Source organism: Bordetella sp. N (assembly GCF_001433395.1).
Lineage (GTDB): Bacteria > Pseudomonadota > Gammaproteobacteria > Burkholderiales > Burkholderiaceae_B > Bordetella_C.
The window spans coordinates 5667113-5691510 of record NZ_CP013111.1; the positions used below are offsets into that span (position 1 = coordinate 5667113).

23 protein-coding genes are annotated in these 24398 nt (G+C 65.9%); 9 read left to right on the top strand and 14 right to left on the bottom strand.

The window, feature by feature from the left end; translation table 11 throughout:
- The first annotated feature begins 95 nt into the window (after positions 1-95).
- The gene (locus ASB57_RS24510) at positions 96-1385 is read left to right on the top strand and encodes a D-amino acid dehydrogenase (RefSeq protein ID WP_057654547.1); all 1290 of its coding nucleotides are present in this window, start codon (positions 96-98) and stop codon (positions 1383-1385) included.
- Here ASB57_RS24510 and ASB57_RS24515 read toward each other — a convergent pair.
- Positions 1340-3343, bottom strand: coding sequence for a PAS domain-containing sensor histidine kinase (locus ASB57_RS24515; protein WP_057654548.1), 2004 nt, complete (start codon positions 3341-3343; stop codon positions 1340-1342). The two genes, ASB57_RS24510 and ASB57_RS24515, sit on opposite strands and share 46 nt — an antisense overlap.
- Positions 3344-3898: 555 nt before the next feature.
- Positions 3899-4807, bottom strand: a complete 909-nt coding sequence (locus ASB57_RS24520; RefSeq protein ID WP_057654549.1) for a LysR family transcriptional regulator — start codon at positions 4805-4807, stop codon at positions 3899-3901.
- Between the two features lie 223 nt (positions 4808-5030).
- Between ASB57_RS24520 and ASB57_RS24525 the strand changes: the two genes are divergently transcribed.
- The 3 genes from ASB57_RS24525 (at position 5031) to ASB57_RS24535 (ending at position 9933) form a co-directional block, all read left to right on the top strand.
- Complete coding sequence (locus tag ASB57_RS24525; protein WP_057654550.1) at positions 5031-6014, top strand: tripartite tricarboxylate transporter substrate binding protein; 984 nt, start codon at positions 5031-5033, stop codon at positions 6012-6014.
- A 99-nt stretch (positions 6015-6113) separates the two neighbouring features.
- Positions 6114-8174, top strand: a complete 2061-nt coding sequence (locus ASB57_RS24530) for a hydantoinase/oxoprolinase family protein (protein ID WP_057654551.1) — start codon at positions 6114-6116, stop codon at positions 8172-8174.
- A gap of 4 nt (positions 8175-8178) precedes the next feature.
- Positions 8179-9933: a hydantoinase B/oxoprolinase family protein gene (locus ASB57_RS24535; RefSeq protein WP_057654552.1), complete on the top strand. Its 1755-nt coding sequence runs from the start codon at positions 8179-8181 to the stop codon at positions 9931-9933.
- Between the two features lie 75 nt (positions 9934-10008).
- On the opposite strand, the gene ASB57_RS24540 is transcribed toward ASB57_RS24535, so the two are convergent.
- Positions 10009-10338 (bottom strand): DHCW motif cupin fold protein, encoded by a 330-nt coding sequence (locus ASB57_RS24540; protein ID WP_057654553.1) that lies wholly within the window; start codon positions 10336-10338, stop codon positions 10009-10011.
- Between the two features lie 87 nt (positions 10339-10425).
- On the bottom strand, positions 10426-10908 hold the full coding sequence (locus ASB57_RS24545; RefSeq protein WP_057654554.1) for a YajQ family cyclic di-GMP-binding protein: 483 nt from the start codon (positions 10906-10908) through the stop codon (positions 10426-10428).
- A gap of 160 nt (positions 10909-11068) precedes the next feature.
- Here ASB57_RS24545 and ASB57_RS24550 point away from each other — a divergent pair, with 160 nt between their 5' ends.
- Entirely contained in the window at positions 11069-11569 is a 501-nt protein-coding gene (locus ASB57_RS24550; protein ID WP_057654555.1) for a DUF2127 domain-containing protein, read from the top strand.
- Positions 11570-11581: 12 nt separating this feature from the next.
- Here the strand turns inward: ASB57_RS24550 and cysW are convergent, their stop codons facing one another.
- The 8 genes from cysW to ASB57_RS31905 all read right to left on the bottom strand — a co-directional run bounded on the left by cysW (position 11582) and on the right by ASB57_RS31905 (position 18349).
- On the bottom strand, positions 11582-12409 hold the full coding sequence (cysW, locus tag ASB57_RS24555; RefSeq protein WP_057654556.1) for a sulfate ABC transporter permease subunit CysW: 828 nt from the start codon (positions 12407-12409) through the stop codon (positions 11582-11584).
- An 11-nt stretch (positions 12410-12420) separates the two neighbouring features.
- Positions 12421-13254 (bottom strand): sulfate ABC transporter permease subunit CysT, encoded by an 834-nt coding sequence (gene cysT, locus ASB57_RS24560; protein ID WP_057654557.1) that lies wholly within the window; start codon positions 13252-13254, stop codon positions 12421-12423.
- Between the two features lie 119 nt (positions 13255-13373).
- Positions 13374-14387 carry a thiosulfate ABC transporter substrate-binding protein CysP gene (cysP, locus tag ASB57_RS24565; protein WP_057654558.1) on the bottom strand — a complete coding sequence of 338 codons (1014 nt, stop codon included), beginning with the start codon at positions 14385-14387 and terminating at the stop codon, positions 13374-13376.
- Positions 14388-14731: 344 nt separating this feature from the next.
- The gene (gene nudC, locus ASB57_RS24570; RefSeq protein WP_057654559.1) at positions 14732-15544 is read right to left on the bottom strand and encodes an NAD(+) diphosphatase; all 813 of its coding nucleotides are present in this window, start codon (positions 15542-15544) and stop codon (positions 14732-14734) included.
- Positions 15544-16035, bottom strand: coding sequence for a peroxiredoxin (locus ASB57_RS24575; RefSeq protein ID WP_057654560.1), 492 nt, complete (start codon positions 16033-16035; stop codon positions 15544-15546). The genes nudC and ASB57_RS24575 overlap by 1 nt, the downstream gene beginning before the upstream one ends.
- Positions 16032-16775, bottom strand: a complete 744-nt coding sequence (locus ASB57_RS24580) for a BON domain-containing protein (protein ID WP_057654561.1) — start codon at positions 16773-16775, stop codon at positions 16032-16034. The genes ASB57_RS24575 and ASB57_RS24580 overlap by 4 nt, the downstream gene beginning before the upstream one ends.
- The gene (locus ASB57_RS24585) at positions 16775-17368 is read right to left on the bottom strand and encodes a phosphoheptose isomerase (RefSeq protein ID WP_057656412.1); all 594 of its coding nucleotides are present in this window, start codon (positions 17366-17368) and stop codon (positions 16775-16777) included. Before ASB57_RS24585 ends, ASB57_RS24580 begins: the two co-directional genes overlap by 1 nt.
- Before the next feature lie 195 nt (positions 17369-17563).
- Positions 17564-18349: a YraN family protein gene (locus ASB57_RS31905; RefSeq protein WP_369822760.1), complete on the bottom strand. Its 786-nt coding sequence runs from the start codon at positions 18347-18349 to the stop codon at positions 17564-17566.
- Here ASB57_RS31905 and rsmI point away from each other — a divergent pair.
- Positions 18348-19289 carry a 16S rRNA (cytidine(1402)-2'-O)-methyltransferase gene (gene rsmI / locus ASB57_RS24595; RefSeq protein WP_057654562.1) on the top strand — a complete coding sequence of 314 codons (942 nt, stop codon included), beginning with the start codon at positions 18348-18350 and terminating at the stop codon, positions 19287-19289. The two genes, ASB57_RS31905 and rsmI, sit on opposite strands and share 2 nt — an antisense overlap.
- Positions 19290-19333: 44 nt before the next feature.
- The gene (locus ASB57_RS24600; RefSeq protein WP_057654563.1) at positions 19334-19918 is read left to right on the top strand and encodes a methylated-DNA--[protein]-cysteine S-methyltransferase; all 585 of its coding nucleotides are present in this window, start codon (positions 19334-19336) and stop codon (positions 19916-19918) included.
- 20 nt (positions 19919-19938) lie between these two features.
- Here ASB57_RS24600 and ASB57_RS24605 read toward each other — a convergent pair whose 3' ends face one another.
- Together ASB57_RS24605 and rapZ are read right to left on the bottom strand one after the other, a co-directional pair.
- Positions 19939-20943 (bottom strand): septal ring lytic transglycosylase RlpA family protein, encoded by a 1005-nt coding sequence (locus tag ASB57_RS24605; protein WP_057654564.1) that lies wholly within the window; start codon positions 20941-20943, stop codon positions 19939-19941.
- Entirely contained in the window at positions 20940-21812 is an 873-nt protein-coding gene (rapZ, locus tag ASB57_RS24610) for an RNase adapter RapZ (protein WP_057654565.1), read from the bottom strand. Before rapZ ends, ASB57_RS24605 begins: the two co-directional genes overlap by 4 nt.
- A gap of 286 nt (positions 21813-22098) precedes the next feature.
- On the opposite strand from rapZ, the gene ASB57_RS24615 reads away from it, so the two are divergent.
- Both ASB57_RS24615 and ASB57_RS24620 read left to right on the top strand, forming a co-directional pair.
- Positions 22099-22995: a c-type cytochrome gene (locus tag ASB57_RS24615; protein ID WP_156414443.1), complete on the top strand. Its 897-nt coding sequence runs from the start codon at positions 22099-22101 to the stop codon at positions 22993-22995.
- Complete coding sequence (locus ASB57_RS24620; protein WP_057654566.1) at positions 22992-24395, top strand: cytochrome c; 1404 nt, start codon at positions 22992-22994, stop codon at positions 24393-24395. Before ASB57_RS24615 ends, ASB57_RS24620 begins: the two co-directional genes overlap by 4 nt.
- Positions 24396-24398: the final 3 nt, after the last annotated feature.

Sequence of the window (24398 nt, forward strand, 5' to 3'; positions counted from 1 at the left end):
GTCTTACCTGTCAGGACGGCTTATTTCAGTGAAATTCACTGCCTGTATCTGCTTAGACTACGTGTTTCTCCTTCTCCTTTCAACGGGTGCCCGCTATGCGTGTCCTGGTTCTCGGTGGTGGCGTCATAGGTACCACCACGGCCTACTATCTGGCGCGTCAAGGCGCGTCCGTCACCCTGGTCGAGCGCCAATCCGGTCCCGCCCAGGAAACCAGCTACGGCAACGCGGGCCAGGTGTCGCCCGGCTATTCGACACCGTGGGCCGCGCCCGGCATACCGCTCAAGGCACTCAAGTGGATGTTCCAGCGCCACGCGCCCCTGGCCATCCGCCCCGACTGGACCATGGATCAACTGCGCTGGATGCGCGCCATGCTGGCCAATTGCTCGCCGGAGCGCTACGCCATCAATAAAGAGCGCATGCTGCGCCTGTCCGAGTACAGCCGCGACTGCCTGCGCGCGCTGCGCCAGGACACCGGCATCCACTACGAGCAACGCACCGGCGGCACCCTGCAGCTGTTCCGCAGCGAAGCGCAGATGCAGGCCGCGCGGCGCGACATCGCCGTGTTGGAAGAGAACCGCGTCCCCTACGAATTGCTCACCGCCGCCGAGCTGCATCAGGTCGAACCTGCGTTGGCCGGCGCGCAAGGACGCCTGGCGGGCGGTCTGCGCCTGCCCAACGACGAAACCGGCGATTGCCGCCTGTTCACCGTTCGCCTGGCGGAGATTGCCGAACGGCAGGGCGTGCGGTTCCGCTACAACGCCGATATCCGCGCAATCGAAGCGCGCGACGGCCGCATCGTCGGTGTCCGCGTCGGTGACGACCTGCTGGAAGCGGACCGCTATGTGGTCGCGCTGGGCAGCTACAGCCCGCGCCTGCTCAAGCCGCTGGGCCTGCACCTGCCGGTCTATCCGGTCAAAGGCTACTCGCTGACCATCCCCATCACCGACGCGGCCAAGGCGCCGGTATCGACCGTGCTGGATGAAACCTACAAGGTTGCCGTCACGCGTTTCGACGACCGTATCCGGGTGGGCGGCATGGCCGAGCTGGGCGGCTTCGACCTGCGCCTGAACCCCCGCCGGCGCGAAACCCTGGAACTGGTGGTCAACGATCTTTATCCCGGCAGCGGCGACGTGCCGCGCGCCGAGTTCTGGACCGGCCTGCGCCCGATGACACCCGACAGCACGCCCGTGGTGGGCGCCACGCCTTTCCATAATCTGTTCTTGAACACCGGCCACGGCACCCTGGGCTGGACCATGTCCTGCGGATCGGGCAGGCTGCTGGCCGACATCATCACCGGGCAACCGCCGGAGATTTCCCTGTCAGGCCTGGATATCTCGCGTTATGGCGTTGCCCGCCACGCGCCGGCGACCGAGGCGCTGGCCTGATTCCTGGCCACCGGCAGGCCTTGCAGCACGGCCAGCAGGGCGGACGTGGAGTAGGGCTTTTCCAGCAGTTCGAAGTCCTGTACGCCTTCCTCGGCCAGCACATGGCTGTAGCCGCTGGTCAGCACGATGCGCAGACCCGGCCACCGCTGGCGGATGACGGCGCCCAGTTCGATGCCGCTCATGCCGGGCATGACCACGTCCGAGAACACCAGGTCGAACTCGCCTGACTGGGCGGTCAGCGTTTCCAGCGCGGCGCCCGCGTCCGTCACCCAGGTGACGTCGACACCCAGCTCGGCGAGCAGATTGTTGGCGAAACTGCCCACTGCCTCGTTGTCTTCCACCAGCAGGACCTTGTGCGCCACCAGGGCCGGCTCGGCTGTGATGGGGGACACTGCCGGGCTGATCTGCTGCATGGTGGATTGCGCGCGGGGGAAATACAGGGTGAACGTGGTGCCCACACCCATTTCCGTCTGCACGTCGACCTCGCCGCCGGATTGCTTGGCGAAACCGTAAGCCTGGCTCAAGCCCAGGCCGGTGCCCTGGTTCACGGCCTTGGTGGTGAAGAAAGGCTCGAAGATGCGCGACAGCACGTCGGGGGGAATGCCGCTGCCGGTATCCGTGACGGACACCGCGACGAAAGCGCCCGACGCCCCGGCGTGGTTGCGCACCGCCGGCAGCTGGTCGGTATTGCGCGCGCCGATGCGCAGCACGCCGCCGCGCGGCATGGCGTCGCGCGCGTTGATGACCATGTTCAGCACCGCGGTTTCGAACTGGCTGGGGTCGGCGCGGACCAGGTCCAGGCCCTCGGGCAGGTCGAACTCCACCCGGATGGGCGAACCCACCGACGTCAGGATGATGTGTTCCATCCCGCGCAGGCGTACCGTCGCATCGAAGTTTTCCGGCCGCAGCGGCTGTTTGCGGGCGAAGGCCAGCAGCTGGCGGGTCAATTCACCGGCGCGCGTGGCGGTATCGACGATCGCGGCCAGGAAGCGGTCGCGCTTTTCCGGCGCCAGGTCCGGACGGCGCAGCAGCTCGGCCGATGAACGGATCACCGTCAGCAGGTTGTTGAAGTCGTGCGCCACGCCGCCCGTTAGGCGGCCGATGGCTTCCATCTTCTGGGCCTGGTTCAGGGCGTCGCGGCTGCGGTCCAGCTCCAGTTGGGCTTCGCGTCGTTCCGTGACGTCGCGGGTGATCTTGGCGTAGCCGAGGAAATTGCCGTTTTCGTCGTGGATGGGATCGATGACCACCATGGCCCAGAAGTGCTGGCCGCCTTTCCGTACGCGCCAGCCTTCATGCTGGTACTTGCCCTTGACGCGCGCGGTTTCCAGCGCCCGCCAGGGTTCGCCGTTTTCCTTGTCTTCTTCCGTGTAGAACATGGAGAAGTGGCGGCCCAGGACTTCTTCTTCGGTATAGCCCTTGATGGTTTCCGCGCCGGTGTTCCAGTTGGTGATGCAGCCGTTGGGATCCAGCATGTAGATCGCGTAGTCGCTGACCCCCTGCACCAGCAGGCGGAAGCGCTGCTCGCTGGCGTAAAGCGCGTCGCGGGCGGCTTTCTTGTCGCTGATGTCGCGGGTGACCTTGGCGTAGCCGATGATGCTGCCGTCGGCCGCGCGCACGGGGTCGATGACCACGCTGCACCAGAAGCGGCTGCCGTCCTTGCGGATGCGCCAGCCTTCGGCTTCGAAGCTGCCGTGTTCCGCGGCGGTGCGCAGGGCTCTGGCGGGCAGGCCGCTGGCGCGGTCTTCTTCCGTGTAGAAGCGGGAGAAGTGCTGACCGATGATTTCGTTGGCCTTGTAGCCCTTGAACCGCTCCGCGCCGGGGTTCCAGCTGCTGACATAGCCGTTGGCGTCGAGCAGGTAGATGGCGTAGTCGCGGATCGCGTCGACGAGCATCGACGTGCGCCGGTCGTCGCTGGTCTGCAAAGTGGGGATGGCCGGTGGCGGTACGTGTTCGGTCATGGTCTTTCTAATGGGCAGCCATCTGCCGCCGGAAAGTCTAGCTCAATCCGGTGAGTTTGCCGTACTCATCCAGGGAAAACCTGCACGATTTATGCAATAAATAGACAGTTATTGCACAGATGATCCGATGGATAGTGTGGGCGCCAGCCCGGCGAGGAATGATGGGGGATCGGGGATCCCCCATCATTCCTCCACCGGCCGCCACATGGGCGCTAGCCAAAAGCGGGGGCGTTGGGGGATCGGGGATCCCCCATCATTCCTGCACCGGCCGCCACATGGGCGCTAGCCAAAAGCGGGGGCGTTGGGGGATCGGGGATCCCCCATCATTCCTGCACCGGCCGCCACATGGGCGCTAGCCAAAAGCGGGGGCGTCGGGGGATCGGGGATCCCCCAACATTCCCCCCACCGGCAGCTACATGGGCGCCAGCCCAAAGAGGGTGCAATGGGTGGATCGGGGATCCCCCAACATTCCCCCACCGGCAGCCACTTGGGCGCCAGCCCAAAAAGGGGGCGATGGGGGTCTCCCCCATTATTTAAAAAAATCTTCACCAGCAATCACGGCAGCGCCACCTTCCCGGCAATGTACTGCCGCAGCCACGCATGCCCACTGTCATCCTGATACCGCTCATGCCAATACAAGGACACCGACAACGGCGGCAGCTTCAAGGGTGGCTCCAATAGCACCAGTCCGCTCCGCGCCGCCGTCGCCCGCGCAATACTCAAGGGCATGGTCGCGATCAGATCAGACGCCGCCACCACATATGGACAGACCATATAGCTGGACAAGGTAGCCGTCACCGTCCGCTTGCGCTGAAGACTCTGCAGCAGCCGATCGATAGCCCCGCTGAAATACCCAGTATGCGCCGCAAGATCCACATGGCTATAGCGCAGATACGCATCCAGGTCCCACGCCCGCCGCAGGCAGGGATGCTGTTCCCGCACGATACAAACGGCCGGCTCTTCGTATAGAAAGCGCGCCCGCAGATTAGGCGAGGGATCCGGAAAATACCCCGCCAGCAATTCAACGTGATTCGTGTCCAGCATGCTCATGCCATGCAGCAGCCGCGCCGGCATCACCCGCAGATGAATATTCGGCGCGTCCCGCGTCAGGCCCGGCAGCACCCGCGGCAGCAGGGTGAACTGCATATAGTCCGTCGCATACAGCGACACCGTGCGGGTCGACCGCCGCGGGTCGAAGTCCTCTTCATCGCCCGCCGCCGTCACCCGCCGCCACCGGCTCAACAGCGGCTGGAATTCCTGCAACAGGTCCAGCCCGCGCGGCGTCGGCTGCCACACCGTGTTCTCCCGCACCAGCAGGGGATCGTTGAACAGCTTGCGCAGGCGTCCCAGGGCCGCGCTCATGGCAGGCTGGCTGATGCCCACCTGCTCGGCCGCGCGCGACACGCTGCGGCAGGTCATCAGGGCATCGAAGTGGGTCAGCAGATTGAGGTCAGGATGCTTCATGCGAGGCGCGGGGGAGCCTAAGGGTAAACGCGGGCACTAAACCGTCGCTCAGAGGGCGCCACGGCCCGGCATAGATGACGTTTATATGACTATAGATGCAAAACGCAGACACCTGATCGCCCGCGAACCTAGGATGTTCCCCAAGGGTGCTGACTAGCCAGGCCCTGTCGAAAAACGCCGGGACCATGGGGTCACCGTGCCACGACCTTCAAGGGGAATACCGATGAATGCAGGTTTTATCCGACGGTGTGGCGCAGTTGCCGTCGGCGCCGCCCTGGTGCTATCCGCCACGTCCGCCCTGGCCGCCTGGCCAACTGACAAAGTCATCCGCCTGGTGGTGCCCTTCGCCGCCGGCGGGTCCACCGACCTGGTCGCCCGCAAGCTGGCCGAGGGCCTGAGCAAGCAGCTGAGCGCCAACGTGATCGTGGAAAACCGGCCCGGCGCCGGCGGTACCGTGGGCACCGACTACGTCGCGCGCCAGCCGGCCGACGGCTACACCATCCTGATGGGCTCCGTCAGCACGCATGGCAGCGCGCCCTGTATCTATCCCAAGCTGCCCTACAACGCAGGCAAGGACTTCACGCCGCTGGCCGTCGTGGCGACCATTCCCAACGTCATTGTCATCAACAAGGATGTGCCCGCGCAGAACCTGGGTGAATTCGTCCAGTTGCTGAAGAAGGATCCGGAGAAATACACCTACGCGTCCAATGGTCCGGGCACGTCCAACCACCTTGCTTCCGCGCTGTTTACCAACACCGCCGGAGTCAAGATGACGCACGTTCCCTACCGCGGTTCGGGCCCGGCCCTGATCGATCTGCTGGGTGGCCAGGTCAACATGATGATGGACGTGGTGATGACGTCCTATCCCTACATCAAGGAAGGCAAGATCCGCGCGCTGGCGGTGACGTCGTCGCAACGCAGCAAGCTGCTGCCCAATGTGCCCACCGTCGCCGAGTCCGGTTATCCGGGCTTCGAGGCCATCGTCTGGTTCGGCATGCTGGCGCCCGCGCATCTGCCTACCGACATCCGCGACCGTCTGAGCAAGGCCATCGTGGACGTACAGAATGGTCCGTCCCTCAAGCCCTATCTGGAAGAACAGGGCGCCGAAGTTTCCAGCATCGCCAATGACGCTTTCGCCACCATGATCAAGAGCGAAACCGACAAGTGGTGCAAGGTCGTCAAGCAGGCCGACATCCGTCTCGATTGATTCCTGCGCGCCGCGTTCAGTGACGTTGTCCGGGCTCAGGCCCCGGCGACGGCGGCGCGCATCCTTACCCCGATATCCAAAACTCAGGATGACAACGATATGTACCGCATCGGCATAGACGTCGGAGGCACGTTTACCGACTTCACCATGATCGACGAAAGCGGCGGCACGGCGGGCGCCGGTCGCGTTCATTTCCACAAAGTCCCTTCCACGCCGCACGATCCTTCGCAGGCTATCGCCACCGGCATCGAAGGCATGCTGCGCGAGCATGGCGTGCAACCATCGCAGGTGTCGCATGTGGGCCATGGCACCACCGTGGCGACCAATCTGATCATCGAGCGCAAGGGCGCCGCGGTGGGCCTGATCACCACGCGCGGTTTCCGCGACGTGCTGGAGATCGGCCGCCAGACCCGCCCGCATCTGTACGACTACAGCGTCGGCAAGCCGCCCGTCGCCGTGCCGCGCCAGTTTCGCGTCGAAGTCGCCGAACGCGTCGAGGCCAGCGGCCGCGTGCGCGAACCCCTGGACGAATCGGCCGTGCGCGAAGCAGCAAGGCATTTCGCCGCGCATGGCATCGGCGCCGTGACCATCTGCTTCCTGCATTCCTACCGCAATCCCGAGCACGAACTGCGCGCCCGCCAGATCGTCGCGGAAGAAATGCCGGACGCGTACATCAGTCTTTCCAGCGAAGTGCTGCCCGAGTTCCGCGAGTACGAGCGCTTGTCCACCACCGTGCTCAATGCCGCCGTGGGCCCTCGCATGGCGCGCTACCTGGAATTGTTCCTGCAGCGCGTGCAGGAGCTGGGCATTGCCCAGGAACCGCACACCGTGCACTCCAACGGCGGCCTGATGTCCATCGCCAGCGTGCGCCAGTTCCCCGTGCGCACCTGCCTGTCCGGGCCGGCCGCCGGCGTGGTCGGCGCGGCGGCGGTGGGTCGCGTGATCGGCAGTCCGAATCTGGTGACCTTCGACGTCGGCGGCACCAGCACCGACGTTTCCCTGATCTGCGAGGGCAAGCCGCTGTTCACGTCGCATCGCCAGGTGGCGGGCTATCCGGTCAAGACACCGATGGTCGACATCCACGTGATCGGCGCGGGCGGCGGCAGCATCGCCTGGATGGACGACGCCGGCGCCTTGAAGGTCGGCCCGCATAGCGCCGGCGCCGTGCCGGGCCCCGTGGGCTACGGCCGCGGCGGCGTCGAGCCGACCATTACCGATGCCGAGATCGCCTTGCAGCGCCTGAATCCGGTGTCGCTGCTGAATGGCCGCATGCCTGTCTTCGCCAAGGAGGCGCGCGCCGTCATCGAGGAAAAGGTGGGCAAGCCCCTCAACCTGGGCGTGGAAGCCGCGGCGGAAGGCATCTTGCGTATCGCTACCGCCAACATGAGCCGCGCCATCCGCGCCGTGTCGACCGAACGCGGCCACGACCTGTCCAACTTCGCCTTGTTCGCCTTCGGCGGCGCCGGCCCGCTGCACGCGGTGGAAGTCGCCGAAGAGTGCGGCATCCCGCGCGTCATCGTGCCGCAGGAGCCGGGCACCATGTGCGCCCGTGGCATCCTGCTCAGCGACATCTCCTTCGACTTCGTGCGCAGCGAGATCACCCTGGCCAAGCCCGAAGGCTGGGCCAAGGTCGCCGCCATCTTCGATACGCTGCGTGACCAGGCCCAGACCTGGCTGGCCACCGAAGGCGTGGCCGAAGCGCTGCGCGCGACGCATTGCGCCATCGACGCCCGCTACGAAGGCCAGAACTTCGAAGTGCAGGTGCCCCTGGAAGACATCGGCGCGACGGGGCTGGACGCCTTCATCACCGCCTTCGGCCAGGCCCATGAGCGCGAGTACGGCTACAACGTGGACGACCGCGCCATCCAGATCATCAACTGCCGCGTGCAGGCCGTGGGCCAGGTCATCAAGGCCCCGCTGGCCCGCCGGACCATCGAAGGCACGGTCGACGGCGCCCGCATCGGCGAGCGTTCCAGCTACTTCGGCGCCGAGCACGGCTGGGTCGACACGCCTGTCTACGACCGCAACCGCCTGCCCACGGGCGTGGCTTTCCGGGGCCCGGCCCTGGTCGAGGAAATGAGCTCCACCACCATCATCGGCGTCGGCCATCATGCCATCGTCGACGACTACGGCAACCTGATCATCACCCTGCGAGGCTAGGACCATGACCACGATCCAACGCTCTGACGACGATCTGGCCGATCCTATCGGCATGGAAGTCTTCTGCAACCGGCTGCTGTCGATTACGGAAGACATGAACAACACGCTGGTGCGAGCTTCGTTCTCCACCAACATCAAGGAACGCAAGGATTGCTCGGTGGCGCTGTTCGACGCCGCCGGCCGCCTGGTGGCGCAGGGCACGCAGATTCCTCTGCACCTGGGCTCGCTGGACGGCGCCATGCGCGCCATTCTTGAGCATTTCCCGGTGGAGAAGATCGTCGATGGCGACATCTTCATCTGCAACGATCCCTATCTGGCCAACGGCAGCCATCTGCCGGACATCAACATCGTCACGCCGGTGTTCTGGGAAGGCACGCTGCGCTTCTTCGCGGCGAACATCGCCCACCATTCCGACGTGGGCGGCCCGGTGCCCGGTTCCATCGCCGGCGGCCTGGGTTCCATCTTCGCGGAAGGCATCCGGATTCCGGTCAGCCGCATCGCGCGCGCCGGCCAGATGGACGATGACCTGCTCAACCTGATCTGCGCCAACACGCGCGATCCCGAGGAACGCCTGCTGGACCTGCGCGTGCAGATGGCCACCAACCGGCGCGGTTCCGCCGCCGTGCAGGGCCTGATCCGCCAGATGGGCCTGGACGCCGTACTGCGCTCGGTGGATGACGTCATCCGCTACACGCGCCGCCGCCTGCTCAATCGCATCGCCGAGCTGAAGCAGGGCAGCTACACGTTCAGCAGCGACCTGGACGACGATGGCATGGGCGGCGACCCCGTGCGCATCCAGGTGACCCTGACGGTGAAGGCACAGGGCCTGCATTTCGATTTCGCCGGCTCGGGCAAGCAGGCGCGCGGCGCCATGAACCTGCCCGTCAACGCCTTGCGGGCGTCGGTGTATTACGCGGTCAAGGCCCTGCTGGATCCGGACATCGCCCCCAACGCCGGGCTGTTCGAGCCCATCACGGTGGAGGCTCCGCTGGGCACCATCACCAATCCGGAGCACCCGGCCGCCGTCGGCGCGCGTTCGATCACCGCGCAGAAGGTTGCCGGCGCCATCTTCGGCGCGTTCCGTGGCCTGCTGCCGCCCGAGAAGATCATGGCGTCCAGCAACGATTGCTGCCCGGCCATCGTGTTCTCCGGCAAGTGGAGCACCCGGCCCGGCGAGTTCGTCTATCTTGAAACCCTGGGTGGTGGTTCTGGCGCGCGCTACGACACCGACGGCATGGATGCCATCCACGTGCATATGACGAATACCTCCAATCTGCCTGTGGAGGCCCTGGAAAACGAATATCCGCTGCTGATGGATGAATACGCCCTGATCGCCGATTCGGGTGGCGCGGGCCGCACGCGCGGAGGCATGTCCATCGCCAAGCAGATTCGTGCGCTGGTGCCGGGCATCGTGTTCTCGGCGCGCTCGGACAGCCATACAGTAGGTGTGGCGACGGGCGTGGACGGCGGCGCCAATGGCCGGCGCGCGCGTCTGCTGCGTAATTTCGGCACGCCCAAGCAGGAGGAACTGTTCTCCAAGACGGCCAACATTACCCTGCAGGCCGACGAAAGCGTGCGTATCGAAACGCCTGGGGGCGGCGGCTATGGCGTGCCGGAGTCACGTGCTGAACGCGCCCTGCAGCGCGACCTGCTCGACGGCAAGGTCACGCTGGCGGCCGCGCAGTCCGCCTACGGCGCCAGCGTCGAGGCGCTGGCCGCGGTGGCGGCGATCAACAAGCCCGCTGGCGGCAAGGGCTAGGCAGCCGCAGCGCTGAACCGCCGGACCGCCGTGCCGCTTGATCGCGGCCGGCGACCAGCGGCTGACCGTTGGCGCTCAGTCGACGATGAACAGCTTGGCGCCTTCGGCGGTCGACGAACGGTGGGCTTCCGCCTGGTCGGCTACCTGGTAGCTCATGCCAGGTAGAAGCGTGAAGCGGCGGCCGTCTTCCAGTTCGGTGTCCAGGCGGCCCTCCAGGCACAGCAGGATGTGCCCCTTGCTGCACCAGTGGTCGGCCAGATAGCCGGGCGTGTACTCCACCATCCGCACGCGGATGGTGCCGAACTGCCGCGTGCGCCATAGCGCATGGCCGGTGTCGCCGGCATGCTGCGTGGGTTCGATGGTGGACCAGTCGGTGGTGCCGAAGGGAATGTCGTCGATCTTCATGGTTGGCCAGGTCTGCTCGTCACGGGCCGCGGGGAACCGTCGCGGATATTGGTCGGGAATCGCGGTCGGGGATAGCGCTCGCGGAAATCAGTCGCGGAAATTGTCGAACTGCAGCGGCAGTTCCACGTCGGTTTTCTTCAGCAGCTGGATGGCCGATTGCAGGTCATCGCGCTTCTTGCCGGTCACGCGCAGCTTGTCGCCGTTGATCTGCGTTTCCACCTTCAGCTTGGCGTTCTTGATGGCGGCGATCAGCTTCTTCGACACCGCCTGCTCGATCCCCTGCTTGAGGGTGATCTTCTGGCGTGCGCCGCCCAGGTTGACGTTGGCATCGGCCACGTCGATGCAGCGCGGGTCGATGCCACGCGCCGTCAGGCGGCCGCGCAGGATGTCCAGCATCTGCTTGAGCTGGAATTCGGACGGCGCGACCTGCGTGACGACGAACTCTTCCAGTTCGTACTTGGCGTCGGTGCCCTTGAAATCGAAGCGGGTGGCCAGTTCACGGTTGGCCTGGTCGATGGCGTTGCTCAATTCGTGTTTGTTGACTTCGGAGACGACGTCGAAAGAAGGCATGATGGTGTCCTGTGCAAATAGTTGTAGCGGTGGCCGGCCAGGCCTGGCGCACATGGCGCCTGGATGAGCACCGGCGGCGGTCAGGCGTGATTTTCCCACGGCTGGAGCCGGCCTGCGATCGCGTTATGCTAACTCCCCTGTACCGGTGAAGGAATAACCCATGCAAGCAGGCGATCAGCCCCGTTCCAAGGCGGTGGCGCTAAGGCGACGCGCGCAACGCGCCATCGCGCTGTTCGAGGCGTTCAAGGGCTGTGCGGCGCTGGCCGCCAGCATCGGCCTGCTCAGCCTGCTGCATCACGATCTGCGCCAGATGACGATCGATCTGATCGGCCACTTCGGCCTGGATCCCGGCGGCCGCTATCCTCATACCCTGCTGCAATACGCGGATCTCCTGCAGGACACCAGCGTGCGCGTGCTGGTCAGCCTGGCCAGCGCCTACGTGATCGTGCGCCTGGTCGAGGCCTATGGCCTGTGGCATGACCGGGTCTGGGGCGAATGGCTGGGCGCGCTGTCCGGCGCCATCTACATTCCATTCGAAGTGCGCCATTTTCTGCACAGGCCGTCGGCGCTTTCCGCCCTGGTGGTGCTGGCCAACGTGCTTATCGTGCTGTTCCTGGCGACGCAGCTATGGCGCCGCCGCACGGCGCGGGTGCCCGCGTAGGGGCTGTGCTGCTCAGTGCGTGCGGCCGCGCACTTCCACGCGCTGGCTCCATTCCATCGCCGTCTTGACCACCAGGGTGATCAGGGCCATGCAGGCCAGCAAGGCCGCGGCGGTGAAGGCCCCCACGGTCTTGTAGTCGTCGTTGAGCTGTTCGATCAGCAAGGGCAGGGTCACCGTCTTGCCGCGGATCGCCCCGGACACGACCGATACCGCGCCGAATTCGCCCACCGCGCGGGCATTGGTGATCACGGTGCCGTAGAGCAGCGCCCACTTGATGTTCGGCAGCGTGATGTGGCGAAAGATCTGCCAGCCGCGCGCGCCCAGGGTCAGCGCGGCGTACTCCTCGTCGCTGCCTTGCGTCTGCATCAGGGGGATCAGGATGCGCGCGACGAAGGGCGAGGTCACGAACACCGTCACCATCACGATGCCGGGCCAGGCGAACATCAGCTGGATATCGTGCCTGCTCAACCAGCCGCCCACGGCGCTCTCCGCGCCATAGATCACCAGATAGCACAGGCCCGCCACCACCGGCGAAGTCGCGTAAGGGATGTCGATCAGGGTGGTCAGGATCGAGCGCCCACGGAATTCATAGCGCGTGACGCACCAGGCCAGCAGGATGCCGAACACGATGTTGATCGGCACCGTCAGCACGGCGGCCAGCAGGGTCAGCAGGATGGCATGCTGCATGTCGGGGTCGACCAGGTTGTCGACCAGCATGGACCAGCCGCCCGACAGGGCCCGGGCGAAGATCAATATCAGCGGCAACAGCAGCAGCAGGACCGCGCCCGCCACGCCGACGGCGATGAGCGTCCACTGACGCCAGTTCTTGGGTTTGCGCATCAGAGCCATCCTTAGCGGCCCGGCCGCTGCCAGGGCAGCAGGCGGTTTTGCAGGATCTGCAGGGAGAACAGCAGCAGCAGCGACGCCGCCAGCACCACGGTGGCGATGGCGGAAGCGGCCGGATAATCGAATTCGGACAGGCGCACGAAGATCATCAGCGACGTGATCTCCGTTTTCAGGGGGATGTTGCCGGCGATCATCACCACCGCGCCGAACTCGCCCAGGCTGCGGATGAAGGCTTGCGAAGCGCCGGTGAACAGGGCCGGCACCAGGGCCGGCAGCAGCACCTTCAGGAAGGTCTGGCGGTCGTTGGCGCCCAGCGTGTGGGCGGCTTCCTCGTATTCAGGCCCGATCTCGGCCAGCACCGGCTGCACCGAGCGCACCACGAAGGGCAGGCTGGTAAAGATCATGGCGATGGTCAGGCCGGGAAAGGCATAGCTGATCTTGTAAGGGGCGAACCACTGGCCGACCCAGCCGCCCTGCGCCAGCAGCACCGACAGCGTCAGGCCGGCCACGGCGGTCGGCAGGGCGAACGGCAGGTCCACCAGGGCGTCGATGAAGAGCCGGCCGGGAAAGCGGTAGCGCTCCAGGATCCAGGCCAGCAGCAGGCCGAACACCAGCACCACCAGCGTCGAGATGGCCGCGCCTTCCAGGGTGACGCGGTAGCTGGCCACCACGCGGGGGTCGCTGATGGCGCGCCAGTACTGGGCCAGGCTCATCTCGCTGGTGTAGGCGAACAGCGCGGCGATGGGGAACAGAATCACCAGCGAGATATACAGGCTGCTCACGCCGAAGCTCAGGCCGAAGCCGGGCAGCGTGGGTTTTTGCAGGAAGAATTTCGGCATGGGCCTGGGGGTTGATCAAAAGCCAAACGGCCGCCTCGGAGGCGGCCGGTGTGAACGGCGTGGGCGGTCAGGGCTATCCGGGACGGGCCACATGCCCCGGATCCTGCCGGCCTGCGATGTTACTTGCCGGCCAGCAACTGATCCAGCACGCCGTTGGCCGAGAAGTGTACCTTCGTGATGCTGTCCCAGGTGCCCAGCACGTCTGTCGGGTTGATCAGGCGGATTTCGGGGAACTGCGCGGCGTTGGCCTTGACGACTTGCGGGTCACGGACGCGGTAGTAGAAACCGGCCAGCAGCGCCTGGATTTCCGGCGTGTACTGGAACTTCAGGTAGCTCTCCGCCAGCTTCTCCGTGCCCTTTTCCTTGGCGACCTTGGACACGACGGCGATGGGGAACTCGGCCAGCACGCTGACGGGCGGGACCACGACCTCGAAGCCCTGGGCCTTGAACTCATCGCTCTTGGCGATGTTGTTCACTTCGGATTCGAAGGTCAGCACGGCGTCGCCCTGGTTGTTCTGGGCAAAAGCCACCGTGGCGCCGCGGCCACCCGTGGGGAAGCTCTCGACGTTGTGCAGCAGCTTGCCGACGAAGGCGCGGGTCTTGGCGTCGTCGCCCTTGAACTTCTCGTTGGCGTAGAGCCAGGCGCCCAGGTAAGTGTAGCGCGCGTTGCCCGACGTCTTGGGATTCGGGAACACCACCTTCACATCGTCACGCACCAGGTCGTCCCAGGTCTTGATGTGCTTGGGATTGCCCTTGCGGACCAGGAAGGCGATGGTGCTGTAGTACGGCGAGCTGTTGTTGGGGAAGGCCTGCTGCCAGTTCTTGTCGACCAGGCCGCGCTGGGCCAGGATGTCCACGTCCGGCACCTGGTTGAAGGTGACCACGTCGGCCTTCAGGCCCTGGATAATGGACTGGGCCTGGCGCGACGTGCCGCCGAACGACTGCTCGATCTTGACCTTGGTGTCGTTGCTCTTGTTCCAGCTCTCCTCGAACTTGGGATTGATCGCAGTGAACAATTCGCGCGCCACGTCGTAGGAGGAGTTCAACAGAACCTGCGGCTGCTGGGCCTGGGCGGCGGCACCGGCAAGCAGGGAGGCGGCGGCGAAGGAGGCGGCGAAAAGACGGCTGATCAAGGAGGGCTCCACGAAAAACGGGATGGTTCGACAGCGCGTGGGAGCCGGGCCGGTGGGCCGCTGAATTCCCGCTTAAGCGTATCGCGCTGTAACGGGAGGATGATGCCGGGGAGTCTTACTAACGCAAAAGAATAAATATTCTTTTATATATTATTTTTGGAAATATAAGAGTCTGGTGCGTTCCGCTTGCGCGGGGAGAGATGATCATGTGTGGCCGGCGGTGCCGGCCACACATCTTCGGAAGAGGGGGCCCGTGGGCGCGCTGGGCGTCGTGGACGTAAGGCCTGGGCACGCGCCCGGCGTCTTCGAAAAGGGAAAACCAGGCGCGCGCAAGCGCGCCTTGGTCAAACTGCGCCCGCGGGCTTGCCGGGCAGGTTTGCCCGGATCAGCAGGCCGGCTACGGAGTCGGTGGGCGGGATGTTCGGCAGGGTGTCGTTGGGCCCATACCACTGTGCATCGACGATTTCAGTGCCGTCGACCGTGATGTCGCCGTCCAGATACTCGGCCGTGAACGCCAGCATCAGGGAATGCGGGAAGGGCCAGGACTGGCTCTGGAAATAGCGCAGCTGATGCACCCGCAGGCCGACCTCTTCCTGGACTTCCCGGTGCACCGTCTCTTCCAGCGATTCGCCCGCTTCGACGAAACCCGCCAGCGCGCTATACCGCGCCGCCGCGAAATTGGCATTGCGCGCCAGCAGGATGCTGTCGCCTTTCTTGATCAAAACCATCATCGCGGGAGAAATCCGCGGATAGTTGCTGTGTCCGCAATTGGGACACTTCAGGCAGAACTCATGCGCCACCCGTTCCGTGGGCGTCGCGCAGACCCCGCAGAAGCGATGGGTGCGCGCCCACTCGGCTACCTGGAAGGCACGCCCGGCGAGCACACCTGCCGGAGCCGCCAATTCCCCCATCACTTCGCGCAGCCGGCGAAACACATAGCCGGGAGGCGGCGTGGTGTCGCGGCTCAGGGCCAGGGACAGGAAGGCCTTATCCAGATGGGTGCCGACGGTCTGCCAGGCGGCGGAGGCATCGGCCAGATGATGACGAATGTCGTCCAGGGGCAGTACAGCCCCGTCTTCACGCACCAGCAGTTCCCCGCCCCGGAAGGCGAAGAGATGCGCGCCGGTGGCAGCGGTAGCGGGGCTGGAGGTGACCATCAGCCGGCCAGCGCCTTTTCGATTTCCGCGTGGAAAGCCTTGGGATCGTAGTCGCCCAGGTAACGCTTGACGATGCGGCCCTGCTTGTCGATCAGGAAGGCGGTGGGGGTCAGGCGGACGTCGCCGAACGCGCGCGCCACGTCGCCCTTGCTATCCAGGGCCACCGTGAACGGCAGCTTGCGCGTCTGCGCATAGTTCAGCACGTAGTTGGGCGGGTCGTAGTTCATCGCCACCGCGACGGTCTGGAAGCCTTGCGCCGAGTACTTGTTGTAGTCGGCGATGGTGTCCGGCATCTGCTTGATACAGGTCACGCAATCGGTCGCCCAGAATTTGACCAGCACTACCTTGCCGCGCAAATCCTGCAGGGTCAGCTTCTGGCCGTCGATGGACGCGAAGGCCACGTTGGGAGCGGCCTGGGCGGGACGCCAGACGAACCAGGACGCAATGCCTGCCGCGACAACGAGCGCGAAAGCGAAGACGAGTTTTTTCATTTGATCGGTAGAGATTCCACTGCGCTGCCGCCGGCCGCGCCCGAGGTGCTGTCCGCGCCCGGGGCGTTCACGACCGGTGCCGAATTGGGCGACTTGGTGCTCGTGCCGGTCGGATCGCTATAGGAACCCGACAGACGCACCGCCTCTTCCCGGCTGATGGTATTGAAGAGTTTTACCACTTTGTGCACGCCGCTGACGTCGGCAGCCGCGTTCGCCGCGTATTCTCCCTCGACCTGGGTGACTTTGCCCTGAAGGAAGACCACGCTGCGGTCAGTGGTAACCGAGATCGAACCGGACGGGACGAACTTGGTATTGAGCAGAGCCGTGCGCACCTTGGAGCTGAGCCAGGTGTCGTTGGAGCGGGTGCCGAAGCTGGCGGGCTGGCCCACCACCATTTCGTTGTAGACCGTCTTGACCTTTTCCTGGGTCTTCGCCAGCGTGGTGGCTTCGGTCTTGACCGCCTCGGTGGGCGCGTCGCCGGTCAGCAGCACCTGGCCTTCGTAGACATTGGCGTCGATACGCACGGTATCGCCGAACTTCTGCGAAATCGCGTGTTGGACCTTGAACCCGAGGTTGTTGTCGTCCAGCTGCACGCCGGAGCTGCGGCGGTCTGTCGCCACGACGGCGGTGCCGGCGGCGGCGCCGCCCACCAGGACCGGTGCGATGCAGGCCGACAGCGTCAGGGTGGTGCCGATCAGGCTGAGGGCCAGCAGGGCGGTGCGGGTGGTGTTTCGGGTCATTATTCGGGGTCTCCCAGCAGCAAAGCGTCGATACCGTCGCAGAGTGCGTGCAGCATCAGTCCATGGACCTCTTGGATGCGCATGGTGCGGTCGTGCGGCACGCAGATATGGATGTCGTGATCGGTCATGAGTTCCCCGACGGTGCCGCCGCCCTTGCCGGTGAGGGCAATGACGTGGACTTCGCGTTCATGGGCGGCTTCGATGGCGCGCACCACGTTGGGGGAATTGCCACTGGTTGAAATGGCCACCAGCACGTCGCCGGGCTGGCCCAGGGCGCTGACCTGGCGTTCGTAGATTTCCTCGAAACCGTAGTCGTTGCCGACGGCGGTGAGGATGGCGGTATCGGTTGTCAGCGCCACGGCGGCCAGCGGCAGGCGGTCGCGTTCGAAGCGGCCTACCAGTTCGGCGACCAGGTGCTGGGCGTCGGCGGCAGAGCCGCCATTGCCGCAAGCCAGGATCTTGCCGTTATTGGCGATGGCGCTGAACAGCATGTCGGCCGCGGCGGCGAGCAGGGGCGCCAGCGCGTCGCGGCTCTGTTCGTGTACGGCCACGGCGTCATCGAAATGCGCGGTCATGCGGGCGGTCATATCCATCATGGCGGCGATTATCTCATGGGGACGCGATCCTTTTTTCTAACCATGCGTGACGATTTTCGTCGTAGATCGGCTTGCTTCGTCCGGCGGGTGGGCGGGCTGGCGTTTCGCGCGAGCGCTGGCCGTCAGCCGGGTTGGCAACGAGGGCCGTGGCCTGTCGGCCGCGCTGCTTGCCAGGGGCGATCCGGCCGGGGGCTACTCGCCGGAGAACGCGTTGCGTAGCCAGGTGGCGCCCGTGGGGCCGTAGGCCACCACGTCGAAGCGGACTGGGGGCAGGGTGCGGGCCCAATGACGTTGCGCCAACGTTGGCAGCAACTGGGCGGCTGCGCGACGCAAACGGGCCTGTTTGCCGCTGTCCACACTCGCAGCAGCGCCGCCGTAGCCGGTATGCTTCCGGGCCCGGACTTCGACCAGCACCAGGATGTTGCCATCGCGCATGGCCAGATCGATCTCGCCCGCTTGGCAATGCAGGTTACGTCCCAACGGTTCCAGGCCGGCCTTGGTCAACATGGCCAGGGCCTGGTCTTCGTATCGATCCCCGTGACGCTGGCTCGGCGACCGCCGCGTAGGCACGTCCGCTTCCTTGTCCTGCCCACCTCTTGCCGCTTCCCTCTCCCGCCGCCGCAAGCGCTGCTTCCGCAACCGACAAGCCTTCCGCTGGGCTGCAGCCGCTATGGCAAAGGCCATTTTCAACGTTACGTCAGCTTCGGGGCTCGTTCTCGGTCCACCCGAGAAGTATCCGCCTTCTTGGCCCAAGGCCCAGTTACCACCCGATTGCCGCTCCCGCGGCTCGCCGTCGCCGGGGTCGCTGGGGGCGACAGCCCCCAGCACCCTTTCCGCCCGGGGGCGATTGGGGGCGGTAGCCCCCAGCTTATCTCCCCGTCCTGGGGGCAGGGTCTTGTCACTCAACATACAGAAATCCATCCAAAACCCAGATCGGACTAAACTGTGGCCAAATCCTGGAGACAAGTTCCCCACCATGAACGCATCCGCCGCAAACGTGCCGGGCCAGGAAGCCTGGACACGTATCGCCGATCGAGTCGCCGGCCAACAGTGGCCGGCATCCACCTTATATGTCGTCGCCACGCCTATCGGTAACCTCGGCGACCTGACCCTGCGCGCCTGGCAAGCCCTCGTCCGCGCCGACGTCATCGCCGCCGAGGACACCCGCGAAAGCCGTGTCCTGCTGGACGCCTGGGGCATCGCCACGCCCATGATGTCGGCCCATCGCCACAACGAAGCCGAAGCCGCCGGCGCCATCGTCGCCCGCCTGGAACAAGGCCAGCGCGTCGCCCTGATCTCGGACGCCGGCGCGCCCGCCGTCAGCGATCCCGGCGCCCGCGTCGTGCGCGCCGCCCGCGCCGCCGGCTTCGCGGTCGTCCCCGTCCCCGGCCCCAGCGCGGTCATCACCGCGCTCATGGGCAGCGGCGTCACCACTGACGAAAACCCCGCCTACGCCTTCGCCGGCTTCCCGCCGACCAAGAGCATGGCGCGCGTGCGCTGGCTCGAACGCTGGTCCGCGCTGCCCGCCCCCGTCGTGCTGTACGAATCGCCGCATCGCGTGGCCGCCACCTTGCAGGACATGCTGGCGGTCTGCGGCCCCAGACGCGAAGTGACCGTGGCGCGCGAGCTGACCAAGCGCTTCGAAGAAATCGCCACCATGCCCCTGGGCGAAGTCGCCAACTGGCTGACCGCGCAAGCGCATCGCACCCAGGGCGAATTCGTGCTGATCCTGCATTCCACCGGCGTCGACCCGAACTCCGACGACGATGCCGCGACGGACGCCTTGCTGGATGCCCTGCTCGACGCCCTGTCGGTCCGTGACGCCGCCCGTGTCGCGGCGCGCATCACCGGCCTGCCGCGCGACGTCCTTTACAGCCGCGCGCTCGAACGCAAACAGCGCGAAGAGCAGACGGTCTGACCACGCCGGTCACCGTCCGTGCAGCCAGAAAGAATAGCGTCCCCATGTCCGCCACCATCGATACCGATATCTATGCCATCGTCCCCACGCTCGTGGGGCCGATGCGGCTGGTCGCGCGCGACGAACAATTGATCGGGGCCTGGTTCATGGACCCGGGCGACACGGCTGCCGCCGGCTATGGGCCGTCCTATCATCCGGACAAAGAAGTGGAAACGCCGGACCATCCGTTCCTGCGGATGGCCGCCACGCAATTGACCGATTGGTTCGCCGGCACGCGGCGCGATTTTGAGCTGGCCTTGGCGCCGCGCGGAACACCGTTCCAGCAGCAAGTGTGGCAAGCCCTGTGTGAATTGCCCTTCGGCACGCTGGAAAGCTATGGCGAACTGGCCCGCGTGGTCGGGCGTCCGGCGGCGGTGCGGGCCGTGGCCCAGGCCGTGGGGCGCAATCCCATCGCGGTCATCATTCCCTGCCACCGTATCGTCGGCAGTGACACGTCCCTGACCGGTTTCGGTGGCGGCCTGGCCCGCAAGCGCACCTTGCTTGCGCACGAAGGCCACACCTATGGCCGCCTGACGGCAAACACCCGACGCCAGAATACCGACCCCGCACAAGGCACCTTGGCCTGGTAGCGGGTCAGGCCAAACTCAACTTACCGAGTGATGATGCTGGGCAGGATGCCCGTGCGATCGGCCACCGATTGCATCGCGGCTTCGGCGGCATTGCGGTCGCTGTAGGGCCCCACATGAACACGAAACAGATTGCCGGTCTGCGCCACTTGCGCCTGCGGCAAGCCGGCCGCCGCCAACGGGCCGTTGACCCGTGACACCAGCGACTGCGCATTGCCCGCCTGGCTGAACGCCCCAAGCTGCAAATACACACTGCCGGCCGTCGCCGCGCCGCTGCGCGCCAACGCCGGCGGGGGAATGACAGGCGGCGCCGCCCGTGCGCTGGCCGGCGCGAGGGGCGCGTTCGGCGCCAGCGGCACCGGCACCGATGCGGACGGCTCCAGCACCGGCGCGTCGCCCTCGGCCGCAACGGTCGGCGCACTGGCCGCTGACGCCGTGCCACCCGCTGCCGCGGCGGCGGCCAGGCGGCGGGCCTCATCCGGCAGGATGCGTTCTACTGTCACTTCGCCGCTGCCAGGCCCGATGATGCCCAGCTTGTAAGCCGCCACATACGACAGGTCCATGATGCGGTTGTCGTGGAAAGGCCCGCGGTCGTTGACCCGCACGATGACGCTGCGGCCATTGATGGCGCTGGTCACCCGTGCGTAGCTTGGAATCGGCAATGTCGGATGCGCCGCCGTCATGGCGTACATATCGTAGGGTTCGCCGATGGACGTCGAGTTGCCGTGGAATTTCTTGCCGTACCAGGACGCGATGCCGCGCTGCTTGAACGCGCTGTCCGTGGTGTCCGGCACATAGCGTTTGCCGAAAACCACATAGGGCCGATTCGCGCCGCTGGCGTAGGCCTCCACGCGCGGTACCGCGTCAGGGATGGCTTCGATATTGGCAGGGATGTCGCTGCCGGGACCGTCGTCCTTGTAATAGCCGCCGCCCCGCTTGCCGCCCGTACTGGAACAGCCCGCCACCAGGACGGTGACCATCAATGCAGTGGCTAAGGTGTAGATGCAACGCGGAAAGCGAAAGGTCATGCGTGTTCTTCGGGCAATTGTCGGCGGTGTCTCACTAGTAGAGGGACATGGTCGCTGAAACGTTCCTTCAGCTGCTCGACAATATAAACCGAACGGTGCTGACCACCGGTGCAACCGATTCCTACAGTTAGATAGCTGCGTGTGTCTTGCGCATAGCGCGGCAACCACTTGTGGATGAAGCCGCTGATGTCTTCGATCATCTGGCCCACCGCTTCGAAGCTGGCCAGATAGGCCGCCACCGGCGCGTCGCGGCCCGTCAGCGGACGCAAGGTGGGGTCGTAGTAGGGATTGGGCAGGCAGCGGACGTCGAAGACCAGGTCGGCATCGCGCGGCACGCCATGCTTGAACGCGAAGGACTCGAACGTCAGAAGAATGGCCTGGCGATCGGCCTGCACGAGGTCGCGGATCCACGCGCGCAGCTGGCCCGGGGTCAGGGACGACGTGTCGATCACGTGTTCCTGGTCGCGCAGGGGCGCCAACAGCTCGCGTTCCAGCTCGATGCAATCCAGCAGCGACGGCGTCTTGCCGTTGCGTTCCAGACGCTGCGTCAGCGGATGACGCCGGCGCGATTCAGAATAGCGCTGCACCAGGGTGTCCGTATTGGCGTCGAGGAACACGACGCGCAGACTGGTGCCCACATTGCGCAGCGAGGCGATGGCGGCGGGTAGCTCCGCCAGCTCGCCGGGCGAGCGCACATCGATGGCGACAGCCACCCTGTCCATGCGGTCATTGCGCGCGGTGGCAATGAATTCCGCGAGGAAGCGTACGGGCAGGTTGTCGACGCACGTGTATCCGGAGTCTTCCAGCAGTCGCAGGGCGACGGATTTGCCGGAGCCGGATATGCCGGTAATTAAGACGACTCTCAACATAGTGGTTACGATTGTTGCACGAAAACGCCGGGGAAATATGGCTGGTCTTATAGAAGCGGCCGTGGCAGCGGTGATTGCGCGCTTCTGCTATGGTCTTGCCTGGCCTACGCCTGTTCGAGTTTGTTGCGTCGCACTGCCCTTCCAATAACGATATAGGTGCGTGATCGTGCTGTCGACCTGGAGTTTTCCATTCCCGGCGGGTGATATCCGCCCTCATCCTGTGCGGCCGCGCGCGATCGCCGTGGCGCTGGCGGGGCTTCTGCTGGCCTGTCCGCTGGCCGTGCCCATGGACGCGGGGGCGCAGTCGCCGCAATCTGCGGCACGGGCCGCCCCGGCATCGGCAATATCACCGGCAGGCGCCGCCGGTTCCAGCCTGTCGCCGCAACCGGCGGCATCCCCGGCAGCGCCGACCGTTTCCGGCAATACGCTGGAGCCGGGCACCATGCAGGCGCGCCTGGCGGCCTGTACGGCCTGTCATGGCGAGCAGGGCCGGGCCGGCGCGGACGGCTATTACCCGCGGCTGGCGGGCAAGCCCCAGGACTACCTGTATCACCAATTGCTGAATTTCCGCGATGGCCGGCGCCAGTACCAGCCGATGGCGCATCTGCTGCGCGATCTGCCCGACGCCTATCTGCGCGACATCGCCGCATGGTTCGCCGACCAGCATCCGCCGTATCCCGCGCCCGCCACGTCTTCCGCCGATGCGGCCCAGATGGCGCGCGGCAGCCAGCTGGTCCATCAAGGCGACAAGACTCGCGGCCTGCCTGCATGCAGCGCCTGTCACGGCGCAGCGCTGAGCGGCGTATTGCCGGCCATACCCGGCCTGCTGGGCCTGCCGCGCGATTACATCGGCGCCCAGATAGGCAGCTGGCAGAGCGGCCTGCGCCATGCTGCCGCGCCCGACTGCATGGCCGACATCGCGCGCCGCCTGCAACCCGAAGACGTCGCCGCCGTGGCCGCATGGCTGTCGGCGCAGCCCGTGCCACAAAGGACCGCGACGTCCAGCGGCAACGGACCGGTGGTCAGCATGCCGGCACCGAGTAATGCCACCGTGGTTGGCAGTGCGGCGGCACCGATAAACGCCGCCGTGACTGGCAGCGCGCCGGTCGCGGACTACACCCCGGCACCCGCCGGCAGCCTGACCTTGCCGGTCCAGTGCGGCAGCCAGGAGGGCGCGCGATGAGTCGCAAAGGATGGCGTCGAGGAATTCAGCGCGGAGTGGTGATTCTGCTGTTGTTGGTAGTCGTGGCGGTTGGGCTGTTGTATTGGATGGGTACGCGGGAGGACGAGCCCGTGGCAACAGCGGGGACCGCGCCAGGTACGCCGGCATCGACGACCGCGTCGGCGAACGCGCCGGACCAGGCCCGGCAAGTGGTCTATGGCGCCTACCTCGCCCGCGTGGGCGATTGCGCGGCCTGCCATACCGTCCGGGGCGGCAAGCCATACGCCGGCGGCGCGGCGATCCCCACGCCCTTCGGCACGCTGTACGGCCCCAACATCACGCCCGATCCGCAGACAGGCATAGGCAAATGGACCGCCGATGATTTCTGGCGCGCCCTGCATCATGGCAAACGGCCCGATGGCCAGCTGCTGTATCCGGCCTTCCCCTACACGGAGTACACCCACGTCACGCGCGCCGATGCCGACGCCTTGTACGCCTACTTGCGCAGCCTGCCCGCCGTGCCCCAGGAAAGCCGCCCGCACGAACTGGACTTCCCCTACAACCAACGCCCGCTGCTGGCCTTCTGGCGCGCGCTGCACTTCAAAGCCGCCACGCCACTGGACGCCGACGTGACGGCTGGCGGCAACGCCACATCCGCCAACGCCGCAGCCGGCGGCTCCGTAACGTCGGTGGATACCGCTTCCGCCGACCCGGCCGCCAGCATCGCGCGCGGCCGTTATCTGGTCGCGGGCCTGGGCCATTGCGTGGCCTGCCACGCACCCCGCAACGCGTTGGGCGCCACCACGGGCGAGGGCCTGCCGGGCGGGGACATCCCGGGCCTGGGCTGGTACGGCCCGTCCTTGCACGCAGGGGCCGCGAAAGACGGCTCGACACCGGGCCTGGCGCAGTGGACCGCCGCCGACATCGCGGCCTTGCTGCGCGACGGCGCCGCGCGCCATGGCAGCGCCAGCGGCCCCATGGCCGAAGTCGTCACCGGCGGTACGCAGTACCTGACCGCGCCGGATGCCCTGGCCATCGCCAATTACCTGAAATCCCTGCCAGCCACACCCGTAGTAGCCGCAACGCCGCCGAGCCGGGCCACGCTGCAACGGGGTGAAAAACTCTATGGGACGCATTGCGTCGCCTGCCACCAAAGTCAGGGCGAAGGCCGGCCGCCGGCATGGCCGCCGCTGGCGGGCAATATCAGCGTCACGGCGCCGTCGCCGCGCAATGTCATACGTATCGTGTTGGAGGGAGGCTTCGCGCCGGCCACCGCGGCGAACCCGCAGCCGCATGGCATGCCGCCATTCGGCCAGGTGCTCAATGATGACGACGTCGCGGCCGTAGTCAGCTACATCCGCAACCAGTGGGGCAATCAGGAGGGCGCCGCGACTGCCTTGCAGGTCAAACAGGCCCGCTAAGCA